Origin of the sequence: Spirillospora sp. NPDC047279 (genome assembly GCF_040643285.1) — a bacterium.
Lineage (GTDB): Bacteria > Actinomycetota > Actinomycetes > Streptosporangiales > Streptosporangiaceae > Spirillospora.
On sequence record NZ_JBEYUA010000003.1, the window covers coordinates 538,058 to 554,561 of the forward strand.

At 71.3% G+C, this 16,504-nt stretch carries 16 protein-coding genes; 13 read left to right on the top strand and 3 right to left on the bottom strand.

Annotated features, from left to right (window positions below; translation table 11 throughout):
- Positions 1–3 precede the first annotated feature (3 nt).
- From ABZ810_RS09770 to ABZ810_RS09805, 8 genes are all read left to right on the top strand, one after another.
- A complete protein-coding gene (locus ABZ810_RS09770) occupies positions 4–963 on the top strand; it encodes a polyphosphate kinase 2 family protein (RefSeq protein WP_358401494.1) in 960 nt (319 codons plus the stop codon).
- Complete coding sequence (locus ABZ810_RS09775; RefSeq protein ID WP_358401496.1) at positions 960–3,713, top strand: HAD-IC family P-type ATPase; 2,754 nt, start codon at positions 960–962, stop codon at positions 3,711–3,713. The genes ABZ810_RS09770 and ABZ810_RS09775 overlap by 4 nt, the downstream gene beginning before the upstream one ends.
- 165 nt (positions 3,714–3,878) lie before the next feature.
- Positions 3,879–5,255 (top strand): nucleobase:cation symporter-2 family protein, encoded by a 1,377-nt coding sequence (locus ABZ810_RS09780; protein WP_358401498.1) that lies wholly within the window; start codon positions 3,879–3,881, stop codon positions 5,253–5,255.
- A gap of 149 nt (positions 5,256–5,404) precedes the next feature.
- Positions 5,405–6,160, top strand: a complete 756-nt coding sequence (locus ABZ810_RS09785; RefSeq protein WP_358401499.1) for a nitroreductase family protein — start codon at positions 5,405–5,407, stop codon at positions 6,158–6,160.
- Positions 6,157–7,113 carry a zinc-binding dehydrogenase gene (locus ABZ810_RS09790; RefSeq protein ID WP_358401500.1) on the top strand — a complete coding sequence of 319 codons (957 nt, stop codon included), beginning with the start codon at positions 6,157–6,159 and terminating at the stop codon, positions 7,111–7,113. The genes ABZ810_RS09785 and ABZ810_RS09790 overlap by 4 nt, the downstream gene beginning before the upstream one ends.
- On the top strand, positions 7,110–7,838 hold the full coding sequence (locus ABZ810_RS09795; RefSeq protein WP_358401502.1) for an enoyl-CoA hydratase/isomerase family protein: 729 nt from the start codon (positions 7,110–7,112) through the stop codon (positions 7,836–7,838). Before ABZ810_RS09790 ends, ABZ810_RS09795 begins: the two co-directional genes overlap by 4 nt.
- Before the next feature lie 46 nt (positions 7,839–7,884).
- Positions 7,885–8,370 carry a MaoC family dehydratase gene (locus tag ABZ810_RS09800; protein WP_358401504.1) on the top strand — a complete coding sequence of 162 codons (486 nt, stop codon included), beginning with the start codon at positions 7,885–7,887 and terminating at the stop codon, positions 8,368–8,370.
- Between the two features lie 20 nt (positions 8,371–8,390).
- Positions 8,391–9,053: a TetR/AcrR family transcriptional regulator gene (locus ABZ810_RS09805; RefSeq protein ID WP_358401506.1), complete on the top strand. Its 663-nt coding sequence runs from the start codon at positions 8,391–8,393 to the stop codon at positions 9,051–9,053.
- Positions 9,054–9,165: 112 nt separating this feature from the next.
- On the opposite strand, the gene ABZ810_RS09810 is transcribed toward ABZ810_RS09805, so the two are convergent.
- Genes ABZ810_RS09810 through ABZ810_RS09820 form a run of 3 tightly spaced genes read right to left on the bottom strand, consistent with a single transcriptional unit; the run spans position 9,166 to position 11,227 of the window.
- The gene (locus ABZ810_RS09810) at positions 9,166–9,681 is read right to left on the bottom strand and encodes a flavin reductase family protein (RefSeq protein WP_358401507.1); all 516 of its coding nucleotides are present in this window, start codon (positions 9,679–9,681) and stop codon (positions 9,166–9,168) included.
- Positions 9,678–10,496, bottom strand: coding sequence for a VOC family protein (locus ABZ810_RS09815; protein WP_358401509.1), 819 nt, complete (start codon positions 10,494–10,496; stop codon positions 9,678–9,680). The genes ABZ810_RS09810 and ABZ810_RS09815 overlap by 4 nt, the downstream gene beginning before the upstream one ends.
- A complete protein-coding gene (locus ABZ810_RS09820) occupies positions 10,493–11,227 on the bottom strand; it encodes an enoyl-CoA hydratase/isomerase family protein (RefSeq protein ID WP_358401510.1) in 735 nt (244 codons plus the stop codon). Before ABZ810_RS09820 ends, ABZ810_RS09815 begins: the two co-directional genes overlap by 4 nt.
- A gap of 206 nt (positions 11,228–11,433) precedes the next feature.
- Here ABZ810_RS09820 and ABZ810_RS09825 point away from each other — a divergent pair, with 206 nt between their 5' ends.
- The 5 genes from ABZ810_RS09825 to ABZ810_RS09845 are packed head-to-tail and all read left to right on the top strand — an operon-like array spanning position 11,434 to position 16,498.
- Complete coding sequence (locus ABZ810_RS09825) at positions 11,434–12,948, top strand: ABC transporter substrate-binding protein (RefSeq protein ID WP_358401512.1); 1,515 nt, start codon at positions 11,434–11,436, stop codon at positions 12,946–12,948.
- Positions 12,949–12,959: 11 nt separating this feature from the next.
- Positions 12,960–13,793 carry an ATP-binding cassette domain-containing protein gene (locus tag ABZ810_RS09830; RefSeq protein WP_358401514.1) on the top strand — a complete coding sequence of 278 codons (834 nt, stop codon included), beginning with the start codon at positions 12,960–12,962 and terminating at the stop codon, positions 13,791–13,793.
- Positions 13,790–14,800 (top strand): ABC transporter permease, encoded by a 1,011-nt coding sequence (locus ABZ810_RS09835; protein ID WP_358401516.1) that lies wholly within the window; start codon positions 13,790–13,792, stop codon positions 14,798–14,800. Before ABZ810_RS09830 ends, ABZ810_RS09835 begins: the two co-directional genes overlap by 4 nt.
- Positions 14,801–14,807: 7 nt before the next feature.
- On the top strand, positions 14,808–15,698 hold the full coding sequence (locus ABZ810_RS09840) for an ABC transporter permease (protein ID WP_358401517.1): 891 nt from the start codon (positions 14,808–14,810) through the stop codon (positions 15,696–15,698).
- Positions 15,695–16,498, top strand: coding sequence for an ABC transporter ATP-binding protein (locus ABZ810_RS09845; protein ID WP_358401519.1), 804 nt, complete (start codon positions 15,695–15,697; stop codon positions 16,496–16,498). The genes ABZ810_RS09840 and ABZ810_RS09845 overlap by 4 nt, the downstream gene beginning before the upstream one ends.
- Positions 16,499–16,504: the final 6 nt, after the last annotated feature.

Below are 16,504 nucleotides of genomic sequence, written 5' to 3' on the forward strand. Positions count from 1 at the left end.
CGGATGGCGACAGACAAGAGGGCCGAACGGATCGCGCGGTTCATCGAGCCGCTGCGGGTGAAGCCCGGGTCCAGGGTGGACCTGACCGAGGACTTCGACCCGGCGTTCAAAGCGGGCATCAAGAAGAAGAAGGACGGCGTCGAACTGCTCCAGACCGGCGTCGAGCTGCTCGCCGACTACCAGCGGCGGCTGGCCGCGCAGGACACCCACGGCGTCCTGGTCTGCCTCCAGTCGCTCGACGCGGGCGGCAAGGACGGCACGATCCGGCACGTGATGAGCGGCGTGAACCCGCAGGGCGTGCACGTGGCCGGGTTCAAGGTGCCGTCCGCCGAGGAGATCGACCACGACTACCTGTGGCGGTACGCGGCGCGGCTGCCCGCCCGCGGCGAGATCGGGATCTTCAACCGGTCGCACTACGAGGAGGTCCTGGTGGTGCGGGTGCACCCGGAGATCCTCGACCGGCAGAAGTTGCCGCCGGAGGCGCGCGGCAAGGGCCTGTGGCGGCGGCGCTACCGCGAGATCAACGACTGGGAGCGGTACCTGACCGACAACGGGTTCACGGTCGTGAAGATGTTCCTGAACCTGTCGAAGGAGGAGCAGCGCGCCCGGTTCCTCCGCCGCATCGACGTGCCCGAGCGCAACTGGAAGTTCTCCGCGTCCGACGCGCGCGAACGGGCCCGCTGGGACGACTACCAGCGCGCGTTCTCGCAGATGTTGTCGGCGACCAGCACCGAATGGGCGCCCTGGTACGTCATCCCCGCGGACCGCAAGTGGTTCGCGCGCATCTGCGCCGCCGCCGTGCTGGCGCACACGCTGATCGAGATCGATCCGCGGTATCCCGAGGTGAGCGACGAGGCCCGGCGCCAGCTGGCCGACGTGAAGCGGGATCTGGTGAAGGAGGCCCCCAAGGGCGCCGCTCCCGACCCGTACCTGGCCTCGGCCGACCGGAAGGGCGCACGATGACCGCGCGGACGGAAGCTCAGAGCGGACCGGGCGCCACGACCTGGTACGCCCGTTCACCGGAGGACGTGGCCGCCGCGCTGGAGGTGGACCCCGGCACCGGCCTGACCGCCGCGCGCGCGGCCGAACGGCTGGCGGCCGACGGGCCGAACGCGCTGCCCGAGGAGCAGCCGGAGCCGGGCTGGAAACGGTTCGCCGCCCAGTACCGCAACTACATGCAGATCATCCTGGTCGTGTCCGCGGTGGTGTCGCTGCTGATCCAGGAGTGGGGCACGGCCGTCCTGCTGCTGCTCCTGACCGTGGTCAACGCGGTGATCGGGATGCGGCAGGAGGGCAAGGCCGAGAGCGCCATGAACGCCCTCAAGTCGATGATGAAGGCGACCGCCAGGGTACGGCGGGACGGCGTCGAGGCGCACATCCCCGCGGAGGAGGTCGTCGTCGGGGACGTCGTCCTGCTGGCGGCCGGCGACCAGGTGCCCGCGGACGGCCGGATCGTCGAGGCGAGCGCGCTGCAGATCGACGAGTCGGCCCTGACCGGGGAGAGCGTGCCCGCCGCCAAGGACGCGCGGACGGTGTCCGCCGGCGACCTCGGACCCGGCGACCAGAGCGACATGGCGTTCATGAACACGCCCGTCACGCACGGCAGCGCGGTCATGATCGTCACAGGCACCGGGCAGGCCACCGAGCTCGGGAAGATCTCCGGGATGTTGTCGGCGACCGAGACGGAGGTCTCGCCGCTGACCAGGGAGCTGGACCGGCTGACCCTGTGGATCGCCGGGGCGGCCGGCCTCACGATGATCGTGATGTTCGTGCTGGGCCGGGCCCGCGGCGAGGCCTGGGACGCGCTGTTCGTGGCCGCGGTCTCGCTGGCGATCGCGGCGATCCCGGAGGCGCTGCCCACGGTCACCCAGACGATCCTGTCGCTCGGCGGCGTCGACCTGGCCAAGCGCAACGCGATCGTGAAGGACCTGCCGTCGGTGGAGACGCTGGGGTTCACCTCGGCGATCAACTCCGACAAGACCGGCACCCTGACGATGAACCAGATGACCGCCGTCGAGGTGATCGACCCGGGCGACCGCTACACGATCTCCGGGATCGGCTACGGGCTCGACGGGCGGGTCCAGCACGCCGCGGGCACGTCGCCGTCGATCGAGGACGCGATCCTGCCGTACCTGATCGCCAGCGACGCCAGGCTCGTGAACGGCAAGGTCGTCGGCGACCCGACCGAGGGCGCGCTGCTGGTCCTCGGGCACAAGGCGGGCCTCGACGTCGACGCCACCCGGGAGCGGTTCCCGCGGCTGGCCACCCTGCCGTTCGACCCGACGTACAAGCTGATGGCCACGTTCAACGACGCCACGGACGCGAGCGGCAAACCGGTCGTGCGGTGCTTCGTCAAGGGCGCGGCGCCCGCGGTGATCTCGCGCGCGGCCACCGCCCTGTCGAACGGGGCGAGCGTCCCGTGGGACGCCGACCTGGACCGGCGGGCCCAGGAGCACGTCGAACGCCTGGAGGGGAAGGGGCAGCGGGTGATGGCCGCCGCCATCCGCGATCTCGACCCGTCCTCGTTCGACCCGGACGGCGACCTGCTCTCCTACGTCGACGACCTGCGGATGACGAGCCTGGTCGGCATGGTCGACCCGCCCCGCGACGAGTCGAGGGCCGCGGTCGAGGCGGCCCAGGCCGCGCACATCCGGGTCCGGATGGTGACCGGCGACGACGTGATCACCGGTGCCGCCATCGCCGAGCAGGTCGGCATCGGGGGCGAGGCCATCCTCGGCGCCGACTTCGCCGCGCTGACCGAGGAGGAACGGCTGGCCCGCATCGACGACATCGGGGTCCTCGGCCGGGTCGCCCCCGAGCACAAGGTGCTCCTCGCCGACACGTTGAAGAAGAAGGGCGACGTCGTGGCCATGACCGGCGACGGCGTCAACGACGCGCCCGCCATCAAGGCCGCCGACATCGGCATCGCGATGGGCTCGGGGACCGAGGTGGCCAAGAACGCCGGCCGCATGATCCTGTCCGACGACAACTTCGCCACGATCGTGTTCGCGGTGGAGCAGGGCCGAAAGATCTACGACAACCTCGCCAAGTACGTGCGCTTCGTGCTGGTGCTGCTGGTGGTCTTCGTGCTGACCTTCCTCGGCGCGACGCTGCTCAACATCGCGGGCGGCGAGCCGTTCACCCCGGCCCAGGTGCTCTGGATCCACTTCTTCGTCAACGCCGCCTTCGGCTTCGCGCTCGGCTTCGACAAGGAGAGCCCCGGGCTCATGGGCCGCCGCCCCCGCCCGCGCGGGGAGCCGCTCCTGACGAGAAGCGTGATGCTCACGGTCGGCCTCGCCGGCCTCGCGATCACCATCGGCCTGCTCAGCCTGATCGAGCTCGGTGAGCGGACCTACGGCGACGTCCGCATCGGCAACTCCATCGCGTTCACCTCGTTCGCGCTGTGCCTGATCGTGGCCGCGCTCGAGTGCCGCAGCGAGACCCAGACGGCGCTGACCCCCGACAGCTTCGACAGCAAGCAGATGAACTGGGCGATCCTCGTCGAGGTCGTGCTGGCCGTACTGGTCACCCAGATGGAGGTCTTCAACAAGCTGCTGAACACGGTCGAGATCAACCTCGAGCAGTTCGCCTGGGCACTGGTGCCCGCGCTGACGCTGCTGGTGTTGTGGGAAGCGGGCAAGTTCGTCGCGCGCCGGCGCATGGCCGCCCACCCGCCCGCGCACGCGGCCGCCCCCGCGACCGTCACCGGCTAGGCGGCCGGGCTCGGTTCGGTCAGTGCGGAGGAGGGGCGCCGGCTCCAGACGAACCGTCTCGGCCGGCGTCCTTTCGGACGAAGCCACAAACCGTTACCTGGACGAAACAGGCTCTTGGATCCGGCGCTCTGACGTCCGGGCACCGCGCACGGTTTTCATACCTCCATGACCCACCCCGTGCACCCCGTGGACGAACGTCTCCCCGCGCAGCAACTCCTGGCCTTCGGCCTCCAGCACGTCCTGGCCATGTACGCGGGCGCCGTCGCCGTCCCGCTGATCGTCGGCCGGGCGATGAAGCTGCCCGCCGAGGACCTGGCCTACCTGATCAACGCCGACCTGCTCATCTGCGGCATCGCCACCCTGATCCAGTGCGTCGGCGTCTGGCGGTTCGGCGCCCGGCTGCCGATCATGCAGGGCGTCTCGTTCGTCGCGGTCTCGCCGATGGTCGTCATCGGCACCACCGGCGGCGGCCTGCCCGCCATCTACGGCGCGGTCATCGTCGCCGGGCTGGCCATGGTGCTGCTCGCCCCCGTCTTCGGGCGGCTGGTCCGGTTCTTCCCGCCGCTGGTCACCGGCACGGTGATCACCGTCATCGGCGTCTCCCTGCTCCCGGTCGCGGTGCGCTGGGCGGCGGGTGGCGCGGGCTCCCCGGACTTCGGCGCGCCCAAGAACATCGCCCTGGCCGCCGGGGTCCTCGTCCTGGTCATCGCGGTCCAGCGTTTCCTGCCGGGGTTCCTCTCCCGCATCAGCGTGCTGCTGGGCATCGTCGCAGGGACGCTCGTCGCGATCCCGCTGGGCTTCACCGACTTCTCCAAGGTCGGCGACGCCGACGTCGTCGGGGTCAGCACCCCGTTCCACTTCGGCGCCCCGGTCTTCGAGATCACAGCGGTGGTCTCCATGCTCATCGTCATGGTCGTCGCGATGACCGAGACCACCGGCGACATCCTCGCGATCGGTGAGATCACCGGTAAGAGGATCGAGCCCCGCACGCTCAGCGACGGCCTCCGCGCGGACGCCGCGTCCACCGCGCTCGGCGGCGTCTTCAACACCTTCCCCTACACCGCGTACGCCCAGAACGTCGGGCTCCTCGGCCTCACCAAGGTCAAGAGCCGCTGGGTCGTGGCCGTCGCCGGCGCGATCCTCGTGGTCCTGGGCCTCTTCCCGGTGGTCGGCGCCCTGGTGGCGGCCATCCCGGCCCCCGTCCTGGGCGGCGCGGGCATCGTGATGTTCGGCACGGTGGCCGCCAGCGGCATCCGTACGCTCTCCAAGACCGACTTCGCCGAGACCGGCAACCTCTTCGTCGTCGCGGTCTCCCTGGGCGTCGGCCTGATCCCGGTCGCCGTCCCCGAGTTCTACGACGAGTTCCCCGACCGGGCCACGGTCTTCCTGGACTCCGGCATCAGCGCCGCGTGCGTCACCGCCATCGTCCTCAACCTCCTCTTCAACCACCTGCGCAAGGGGACCGGTACCGAACCCGCCCCGGGCGAGGGCGCCCCGGAGCCGGAGACGTCCGCCGGAACGCCCGAACCCAGCTCGACCTGAGTCGGCGACCGGCCCGATCTGACCGCCCGCCTCTGGTGGGCGGTCTTTCCGCGCCTCTTGCGGGGGTGCTCGCTCGGCGTGTTAGATTCCTACCAGTCGGTATGAAAGGGAATCGCCATGCCCGTTCGAGCAGGTCGGGGGGTCCGTTCATGACCATCGCGCCCCCGTTCACCGACCTCAACCACGTGCTCACCACCACGCGGGCGGTCAGGCTCCGCCTCGACCACGCCCGGCCCGTGCCCGCCGGCGTCATCGGGGAGTGCCTCCAGCTCGCCCTCCAGGCGCCCACCGGCGGGGCCGCGGAGGACTGGCGCTGGCTGGTGGTCGGCGATCCCGGGCGCAAGGCGGCGCTCGGCGAGCTCTACCTCGCCGCGTACGAGGAGTACGTCCTCGGGCCGCTGCGGAGCGACGAGGGCACGGGCAACCGCGTCGTCAAGGGACGGCTCGGCGGGGTCGGCGCGGACGGGCGGGTCAGCGACCGGACGCGGCGCATCCTGGACGGGGCCGATCACCTCGCCCGCACCATCGGGCAGGCGCCGTACCTGGTCGTCCCGTGCGCCACGCGCCCCGATCCCGCCACGGGCGGCCCGGGGACGGCCTCCGCCCTCTACGGGTCGATCTATCCGGCGGTCTGGCAGTTCAACCTGGCCCTGCGCGCCCGGGGGCTCGGCACCGTGATCACCACGCTGCACCTGCACCACGCCCGGCGGGCGGCGGAGATCCTCGGGATCCCCGAGGACGTCGTCCAGGTCACCCTGCTCCCGGTCGCCTACACCGAGGGCACCGACTTCAAGGTCGCGGCGCGCAGGCCCGTGAACCAGGTCGCCTACCTCGACCGGTGGGGGAGCCCGTTCCCCTACGAGGACAAGCCGTTCGACCAGCTCACCGGGAGGGACGCCGAATGAGGGCCGCCTACGTCACCGCTCCGTCGGCCGACGACCCCGTCAACGCCATCGAGGTCGGGGACCTCGACGTCCCCGAGGTGCCCGGCGGATGGTGCCGCGTCGACGTCCACGCCGGCGCGCTCAACATGCACGACATCTGGATGCTCCGGGGCGTCGCCGCGGCGCCGGGCGGAGGGCCCAGCGTGATCGGCAGCGACGGCGCCGGCGTCTGCGACGGGAGGGAGGTCCTGATCTATCCCGTCCTCCCGGCGGCCGGCGGGAGCAAGGCCGTCCCGCACAGCGTCCTGCTCAGCGACCGCGGGCACGGGCTGCTGGCGGAGCAGGCGGTCGTGCCCGCCGCCGGCGTCGTGCCCAAGCCCGCCCATCTGACGTGGGAGGAGGCCGCGAGCCTGCCCACCGCGTGGCTCACCGCCTACCGGATGTTGTTCACCAAGGCCCGCGTCCAGGCCGGCCAGACCGTCCTCGTCCAGGGCGCCGGCGGGGGAGTCTCCACCGCCGTCATCGCGCTCGCCAAGGCCGCCGGGGCGTCGGTGCTCGTCACCTCGCGCTCCGAGGCCAAGCGTGAACGGGCGGTCGAGGCGGGGGCGGACGCCGCCCTGCCGACCGGCGAGCGGGTGCCCGAGCTCGTGGACGTCGTCATCGAGTCCGTCGGCCCCGCCACCTTCGAGCATTCGGCGATGTCGGCCAGGGCCGGGGGGACGATCGTGGTCTGCGGCGCGTCGACCGGGTTCACCGCGTCGCTCAACCTCGCCCGGCTGTTCGCCCGCGAGATCACGATCCACGGATCGACCATGGGGACCCCGGAGGAGTTCGCCGAGCTGGCGGCCTTCGTCGGCCGGCACCGGATCCGGCCCGTGATCGACAGCACCGTGGAGCTCGGCGACGTCCGCACGGCGGCCGGCCGGATGCTCGCCGGGGACGCGTTCGGCAAGCTCTGCGTGGCCGTCCGATGAGCCCCGTCGTGGTCGAGCGGCGCGAGTCGGCGCTCTGGGCCCGCATCGACCGCCCCGAAGCCGGCAACGCGTGCGGTTCGGAGGTCATGGCGGGGCTCGAGGCCTGGCTCGACCGCGCGGGCGAGCCCGGCGTCGGCGTCCTCGTCCTCACCGGAACGGGCCGGAGCTTCTGCGCGGGCGCCGACCTGACCGAGGGCACGAGCCTGCTGGCCGATCCGCCCGCGCTCAAGGCCTTCCTCGAACGGGGGCGCGACCTCGTGCGGCGCCTCCGTTCGGCGGGCAGGCCCACCATCGCCGCCGTCAACGGCGCCGCGTACGGGGGCGGACTCGAACTGCTCCTCGCGTGCGACATCGCCGTCGCCGCCCGGAGCGCGCGCATCGGCGACCGGCACGTGGCCGTCGGCCAGGTCCCCGGCTGGGGGTCCAGCGCCATGCTGCCCGCGGCCGTCGGCCCGGCCCTCGCGCGCCGGCTCCTGATCACCGGCGAGACCTGGACCGCCGACGAGGCGGCGCACCGCGGCCTCGTCAGCGAGGTGGTCGACGACGCGGGCCTCGCTGACCGCGCGGCCGAGATCGCGCGGGCCATCGGGGCCCTCGACGCGACCGCGGTCACCCGGATGCTGAAGGTGGCCCGGCCCCTCGACGACGAGCGGGCCTGGGCGCGCGAGGCCGACACGCTCGACGAGCACATCGCCCACCAGATCAACGCCCGGCGACCCCGCTGAGGCGTAGAATTACATTGCGACCAGTCGGAATGGAGTACGACCCACCATGCGGACGCCCCAGCGGACCACCCTTCGCGAGCCGCGCCAGCTGCTCGACCTGGTCGACCAGGAGCTCGGTGCCAGCCAGGTGCGGGTGGTGACCCAGGACGAGGTCGACCGGTTCGCCGACGTCACCGGAGATCACCAGTGGATCCACGTCGACGTCGAGCGGGCCGCGGCCGGCCCCTTCGGGGGTACGATCGTCCACGGTTTCTTCACCCTCGCGCTCGTTCCCCGGCTGCTCGAGGACATCCTCACGATCGAGGACTTCTCGATGGGCGTCAACTACGGTCTCGACCGGGTGCGGTTCGTCAGGCCGCTCCCGCCGGACACCGAGATCCAGGGCGTCGCCACCCTCACCTCGGCCAGGCGGATCCCCGCCGTTGACGGCGGATCCGAGGGGGTACAGGCCAAGGCGTCGGTGGTCGTGGAGTTCGCGAACGACGGCACGACCTGCTGCGTGGCGGAGATCCTCTTCCGCTACCACCCATGACCGAGACCACGAGGAGCGCGATGGCAGAGGAAGCCGCGGTGGAGGCGGTGCGCGAGGCCGGATCCTCGCGCACGGCCGACGCCGGCTGGCGGTGGTCCGACGGCTACGACCCGCAGCGGACCCGCCGGGAGATCGTCGACAGTGCGCTCCAGCTGTTCGAGCGGGAGGGCTTCGACCGCACCACGCTCAAGCAGATCGTGGTCAACGCCAACCTCACCAAGGGTGCGTTCTACCACCACTTCCAGAGCAAGGAAGACCTGCTCTGGCAGATCCAGAACGAGTACCTCGACACCCAGATCGAGTCGGCGCGCGCGGTCGTCGAGGAGTCGTCCGACCCGGTCGAGCAGCTGCGCTCGCTCATCGGCCTCAGCCTGGCCGGCGTCGCCACCTACCGGGCGCATGTCGCGATCTTCTACCAGGAGCGGCGGCACCTCACCGGCGACCGGCTCCAGTCGGTCACCGACAAGCGGGACACGCTGGAGGCCATCTTCCGCGAGGCCGTCCAGCGCGGCATCGACGCGGGAGCGTTCCGCCGGGAGATGAGCGACCGCATCATCACCTTCGGCATCTTCGGCATGTGCGCCTCGGCGTTCCAGTGGTTCAACCCGGACGGCAGCCTCGGCATCGACGAGGTCGCGGAGCAGTTCTGCGAGCTGATCCTCATGGGGCTTCTCACCGACTGACCGCGCGGGCCGACCCGGTTGAGCGCGCGGCCCGCGCCGTTCCGCGGCCGGGGGCGCCCGCCCGCCGGGATCGTGTCACCGGCCGGGCGCGTCTGGCCCCGTCGCCGCGGCGTCACTCCGACGCGGCGACCACGGGCGTGGTGAAGCGGCCCTGGTAGAACGACAGGGCTGGGGTGTCGGACGGCTTCAGGTGCACGTGGTCGACGGTCACCAGGATGATCACGTGGTCGCCGCTGAGGATGATCTCGCCGGGCACCCCGGCGAGGATGGCGGGGGTCTCCGGCAGCAGCGGCACGCCGCCGGGGCCGGGCGTCCAGCCGACGCCGTCCAGCCGTTCCTCGCCGGTGAGGCCCGAGGTCGCGAACCGCCGGGCGACGTCCTCCTGGTCCCGGCTGAGGATGTGGATCGCGATGCGCTCCGCCTCCATCAGCGTCGGGAAGCTCGACGACGAGTCCGCCAGGCAGAACAGCACCTTCGCGGGGTCGAGCGACACCGACGTGAACGAGTTGACCGTCAGCGCCGCCACCCTTCCGTCGGGAGTCCTGGCGGTCACCGCCGTCACGCCGGTGGGGAACTGGCCGCACACGCGGCGGAACCGGGTGGAGTCGAACAACGGTTCGGTCGTCATCGGGTCACCGCCGGGGGAGAGGAGACGTAGTCGGGGCGCAGGCCGTCTTCGAGCTGGATCAGGCACACCGTGTGCCCTCCCGGGTCCTTCACCAGGTGCAGCGGGCCGTGCGGGCCGTCGACCGGCCCCACGGTCGGGGTGCCCCCGAGCTCGACCACCCGGGCGACCGCCTCGTCGAGCGCGGTGACGCTGAAATAGGTGATCCACTTCGACGGCACCAGGTTGGGCCACTCGTTGTCCATCTCCAGCACGCCCGCCACGGGGAGGTCGCCGAGGGTCAGGACCGTGTAGGGCCTCCCGGTCGGGGTGTCGCCACGCGACCGGGTCCCGTAGCCGAACAGGGACTGGTAGTAGGCCACCGACTTCTGTGGCTCGCCGGTGTCCAGCTCGTTCCAGCACAGCGCCCCGGGCAGGTTGACCACCTGGACGCCCGCGCGGGCCTCGCCCTGGTAGAGGCCGAACGCGGCGCCGAACGGGTCGATCACCGTGGCGCCCGTACCGGCCGCCGGCAGGTACCGCGGCGCCGTGACCAGCTCGCCGCCCAGGGAGACCGCCTCGTGCGCGCCCCGCTCGATGTCGTCGATGGCGAAGTAGGTGAGCCAGCCGCGCGGCCGCCCGCCGTGCAGGCCGCCGTCGGAGATCCCGGCGACGTCGCGGCCGTCCACGCTGCACATCCGGTACGTGGAACTGCCGATCTTCTCGTGCCGCACCGACCAGCCGAGGAGCGTTCGGTAGAACTCCTCGGCCGCTTCCGGTTCGGGCGTGCACAACTCGACCCAGACCGCTTCTCCCGGCTGGAACACCTGATCCGTCACGACTCACCTCCCTTGTGCCTGCCATCGACGATGGTTCGAGCGGAAATCTCGTACGCGCGGTCGGGCCGGCCGGTTCGCAGGCTGGACTCGACGACCTCGACGACGCCGCGCAGCGCGTCGCCCGGTACCGCCAGCAGCGCGTCGATCACGTCGTCGACGGCCGTGTCGAGGTCGGCGGGCTCGGCCATCCGGGAGGCCAGGCCCCAGGTGAGGAGCTGCCGGCCGGTCGCGGTGGTGAGCCCGCACAGCAGGGCGTACGCCTGCGCGCGCGGCAGCGCCTGGGTCACCACGTGCCCGACGCCGGCCGGCGCGAAGCCGAACTGCACCTCGGGCAGCGACGCGCGGGCGTCCGAGGCGACCACGGGAAGGTGCAGGGCGCTCAGCAGGCCGACGCCGAATCCGATGATCCGGCCGCGGACGCCCGCCACCACCGGCACGGGAAGGGCCCTGATCCGGTCGAGCAGCGCGTCGCTGGCGCGGAGGGCGTCGGCCACGGCCCCTTCGGACTCGTCCAGCAGGCCCGCGAACGACGTGGTGTCCCAGCCACCGCAGAAATGCCGTCCGGCCATGTCCAGCCGGATCACGGCGCGGACCGGCTCGGCCGCCGCGGCCTCCAGGGCCTCGACGAGCTCCCGAAGCTGGGCGGTGCTGAAGCAGTTCCCGCGCGCGGAGTTGTCGTAGGTGAGCCTGGCGACGCGTCCCTCGTGCTCGTACGTCACTGAGATGGACATGACCAAATCATACATGCCGGTCGGTATGAAGTAAGGCTCTGACCATGGAAACCTGGACATTGTGATTCAAGGTGACATGTTCCGACCCATTGACTTGATACCGGCCGGTCGGTACTTTGTGACGACCGTCACGGGCCCGGCTCGGAGTGACACGTGAGGGTTGTCAGTCCGGCGCCGTGGTCAGCCCGACGCTGTGGAGGATCCAAATGACCAAGTACGGCTTGCGCCCCCGGCGACTGGCGGCCGTCGCCGTCGCGGTGGCGACGGCGATCGGTGTCGCCGGCTGCGGAGGCGACCCGGGCACCGGCTCGGAGAGCACTTCCAAGATCAGGGCCCTGCTCAACGCCCAGCCGGCCACGCTCGATCCGATCGCCGGCGCGCGCTCGGCGCAGGTCGTCTGGGCCACGATGATCGAGCCGCTCGTCAGCACCGACACCGACCTCGAACCCGCCCGCACCGGTCTCGTCACCGACTGGAAGCGCACGTCCGACACCAAGTGGACGTTCACCCTGCGCCCGGGCGTCAAGTTCAGCAACGGCGAGGCGGCGGACGCCGCCGCGGTGGCCAACACGCTGACGCTCACGCGTGACGCCCAGACCTCGCTGCTGAAGACTTACTTCACCAACGTCGCCTCCATCGAGGCGCCGGACGCCACGACCGTCGAGGTCACGACCAAGCGTCCGCAGTACGACATCCCGAACCTGCTCACCACCGTGTACCTGGTGCCGCCGAAGTACTACAAGGACAAGGGCCCGGCGGGCTTCTCCGCCGCCCCGGTCGGCACCGGACCGTACGTGTTCGAGGCGCTCAAGCCCGGCCGCGAGATCTCGGTCAAGCCGAACCCCGGCTACTGGGGCCAGAAGCCCGGCAACAACGGGGTGAGCTTCACCTGGGCGACCGAGGCGTCCCAGCGCCTGGCGCTGCTGCAGAGCAAGAGCGTCGACGTCGCGTTCGACCTGCCGCCGGCCCAGGCCGACCAGGCCAAGGACGCCGGGCTCAAGGTCGTCAGCACCGAGAGCGCCCTGAAGATCACCGCGGTGCTCGAGTCGACCAAGCCGCCGTTCGACAATGCGACCCTGCGTGAGGCCGCGGCGCTCGCGATCAACCGGGACGAGATCGTCAAGGGCATCTTCAACGGCAAGGCCGTCGCCGACGGCGGGCTGCTGAACGTCAAGCCCGGGACCCAGCCCAAGAGCAAGGTGGACGCCGACCCGGCCAAGGCCAAGCAGCTCGTCGGCTCGTCGTCCCCGGCGGTCAACCTGACCTACCCGGCCGCGCAGTACACCAACATGAAGGAGGTCGCGCAGGCCGTCGGCGCGAGCCTCGAGCAGGCCGGGTTCAAGGTCAAGTACCTGCCCGTCGACTACGGCACGCTGGTCAAGCAGGTCGTCGGCCGCCAGATCGACGGCATGTACATGCTCGGCGCGGTGCCGAACGTGGCGGTGCCCGACTTCTTCGCCAGCGGCTACCTGAAGTCGGCCTCGATCACCGGCAACTGCCCTGACCCGGCGATCGACAAGAAGATCGGCGAGGCGCTGGAGCAGAAGGACGGCGCCGCGGCGCAGCCCCTCTACGACGAGCTCGACAACACCGCCGTGGTCCAGAAGCACTGCTTCGTCCCGCTCTACAAGCAGATCTACAACTACGGGCTCGGCTCGGGCGTGGACGGCATCGTGTACGGACCGCTGAACAGCGTCGACTTCACGAAGGCGACCCGCTGACGATGGCAGAGATGCTGGAGAAGGAAGCCTCGGCCGGCGACGGCCGGGGCCTCCCCACTCCCGACAACGCGCCGGTCCTCGTCGTCGACGGGCTCGTCGTCGAGCACCGCAACCGCACCACGGGCGAGGTCTTCCGGGCGGTCGACGGGGTCTCCCTGCGCATCGCCGCCGGTGAGAGCGCCGCCGTGGTCGGCGAGTCCGGCTCCGGCAAGACCACGCTCGCGATGGCCGCCACGGGGCTCGGTCCCCGTGGCGAGGGGGACGTCCGGCTCCTGGGGCATTCGCTGGCCACGCTCGGCCGGCGCCGGCTCCGGGCGCTGCGCCGCGAGGTGCAGATCGTGTTCCAGGACCCGCACGGGTCGCTGGACTCGCGGCAGTCCGTGCGCTCCGGGCTCAAGGAGCTCCGCGGGCTGCAGCGCGAGCGCACCTCCTGGATCGACGACGCGGGGCTGCTCGAACGGGTCCGGCTGTCCCCGGACCTGCTCGACCGGTACCCGCACCAGCTCAGCGGCGGCCAGGCGCAGCGGGTCTGCATCGCGCGCGCCCTGCTCATGCGCCCCCGGCTCATCGTCGCCGACGAGCCCACGTCGGGACTCGACGTCTCCGTCCAGGCCGACGTGCTCGAGCTCCTCCGCGAGGTGCGCGAGACCACGGGGGCCGCCCTGCTCATGATCAGCCACGACCTCGCGGTCGTCCGGTCGGTCTGCGACTCCGTCCACGTCATGCAGCGTGGGCGGGTCGTGGAGTCCGGGCCCTGCGAGACCGTCTTCACCGACCCCGCCGACGGGTACACGCGCGAGCTCCTCGCCGCGATGCCCGGAGCACGATGGAGGGCTCGACGATGAACGCTCCGTCCCTGAACGCCGCGCTGCCGGACGAGCCGCCGGACGGGCCGCCGAAGGCCCAGGCCGCGAAGAAGCCGCCGTCGATGGCGGCGGGCCGCGTCAGGCGGGTCGCCGCCCGCCTCGGGACGCTCTTCGCGTCGTTGTTCATCGCCCTGACGATGGCGTTCGCGCTCGGCCGGCTCTCCGGCGACCCGACGGCCAACATCCTCGGCCCGACCGCGCCGCCCGACCAGCGCGAGGCGCTGCGGCAGCAGCTCGGCCTCGACCGGCCGCTGCTCACCCAGTACTTCGACTACATCAAGGGCGTCTTCACCGGCGACCTCGGCGAGTCGTTGCAGTTCTACCAGTCCAACACCACGATGATCTTCGACCGGGTGCCGTACACCCTGCAGCTGGTCGCCGGGGGCATGGCCGTCGCCATCCTCATCGGCGTCCCGCTGGGCGTGCTGGCGGCGACCCGCGAGGGCACCTGGTGGGACCGGGCGGCGTCCACCGTCGCGCTGCTCGGCCAGTCCGTCCCGGTCTTCTGGCTCGGCATGATGTTCGTCGTCCTGTTCGCCGTGAAGCTGGGCTGGCTGCCGGCCGGCCAGTCCGGGACGCCGAAGCACCTCATCCTGCCGGCGTTGACGATGTCGCTGTATCCGATGGCGCACATCGCGCGGCTGACACGGGCGTCCATGAGCGAGGCGCTCGGCGAGCCGTTCATCGACTCCGCCCGCGCGCGCGGGATCAGCCGGGCGCGCGTCGTGTGGCGGCACGCGTTCAAGAACGCGCTGATGCCGGTGCTGACCATCGTCGTGCTCCAGACCGGGATCCTGCTGTCCGGCGCCGTCGCGATCGAGTACGTCTACTCGTGGCCGGGCCTGGGGCAGCTCGCCCTCCAGGCGGTCCAGTTCCGCGACTTCCCGCTGGTCCAGGCCATCGTGGTGTTCGGCGCCGTGGTCTTCGTCTGCTTGAACCTGATCGTCGACGTCATCCACTCCGTCGTCGACCCGAGGGTGAGGTGACACCGCGATGAGCCAGATCGAACTCGAACCCCTCACCCAGGGCGACGCTCCGGAGGCCCGCAAGGGCCGGCGCTCCCGCACCTCGGTGTTCTGGCTGTCCGTGCCGCTGGTGGTGATCGCGGCGCTGGTCTTCATCCTGCCGATCACCGGCCTGCTGCCCGAGGGCGGGCAGGACCTGTCTAACACGCGGCTGCCACCGGCGTTCCTCGACGGCGGCACCTGGGCCCATCCCCTCGGCACCGACAAGCGGGGCCAGGACATCCTCACCCAGCTGGTCACCAGCGGCCGGCTGACGATCATGATCGGGCTCGTCGGCGCGCTCGTCGCGATCGGGCCCGGGGTCCTGATCGGCCTGGTCGCCGGGTACTTCCGCGGCTGGGCCGACAAGGTGATCTCGATCCTGATCGACGCCCAGCTCGCGCTGCCGTTCATCCTCATCGCGCTGGCGATCATCTCCAACCGGGGCAGCTCGCTGCCGATCCTGTTCCTGGTGCTGGCGCTCACCGGCTGGGCGGCCTGCGCCCGGGTGACCCGGTCGACGACCATGGCCATCCGGGAACGCCAGTTCGTGCTCGGCCTGCGCGCGGTCGGGGCCTCGGAGGCCCGGATCGTGTTCCGGCACGTGCTGCCCAACCTGGCCGGCACGATCGTCGCGCTCGGCACCCTCCAGGTCGGCACCGCGATCCTCGTCGAGAGCGCGCTCAGCTTCCTCGGCCTCGGCGTCGTGCCGCCCAAGTCCAGCTGGGGCTCCATGCTCGCGTCGGGCCAGGACGAGCTGAGCCAGGCGTGGTGGATCGCGTTCTTCCCGGGGCTCGCCATCACCGTCCTGGTGCTGCTGGTGAACCTCCTCGGCGACGCACTGCTCACCCACCACGACCCACGAAAGCGGCGCCGATGACCGAGCCGACGAAGGAACTGCTGAACGTCTCGGGCCTGTCGATCACGGCCCGGGTCGGGGACCGCGACCTGCGGCTGCTGGAGGACGTCGACCTGGAGATCGGCCGCGGCGAGATCGTCGGGGTGGTGGGCGAGTCGGGCTCCGGCAAGACCACCCTGGCCAGGGCCGTGGTCGGGCTGCTGGAGAAGAACGTGCGCGTCGGCGGCGGCTCGATCTCCCTCTCCGGGGACGAGATCGTCGCGCCGGGCGTCGACCGCACCGGCAAGGTGCGCGGCACCGCTGTCGGCATGGTCTTCCAGGACGCGTCCCGTTCGCTCAACCCGCTGATGAAGGTGCGCGCGCACCTCGCGGAGGTCCTCCGGCGGCACGTCAAGGAGATCACCAAGGACGAGGTCGAGCGCCGCTCGGTCGAGGTGCTCGAGCAGATGCGGATCACCGACGCCGCGCGGGTGCTCGACAGCTACCCGCACCAGCTGTCCGGCGGCCTGCGCCAGCGGGTCGCCATCGGCCTGGCGGTGGTCACCCGGCCGTCGATGGTCATCGCCGACGAGTGCACCACCGCGCTCGACGTGACCACCCAGACCAAGGTGGTCGGACTGTTCAGGACCCTCGTCGACGAGCTCGGCATCGGCCTCCTGTTCGTCACCCACGACCTGATGCTGGCCAGCGACCTGTGCGACCGCATCGCCGTCATGAACAGCGGCCGCGTGGTCGAGCAGGGCCCCGCCATGGAGGTCCTCGACCGGCCCCGGGAGGACTACACGCAGCGCCTGCTCGCGGCCATCCCGACCTGGACCTGACCTGAC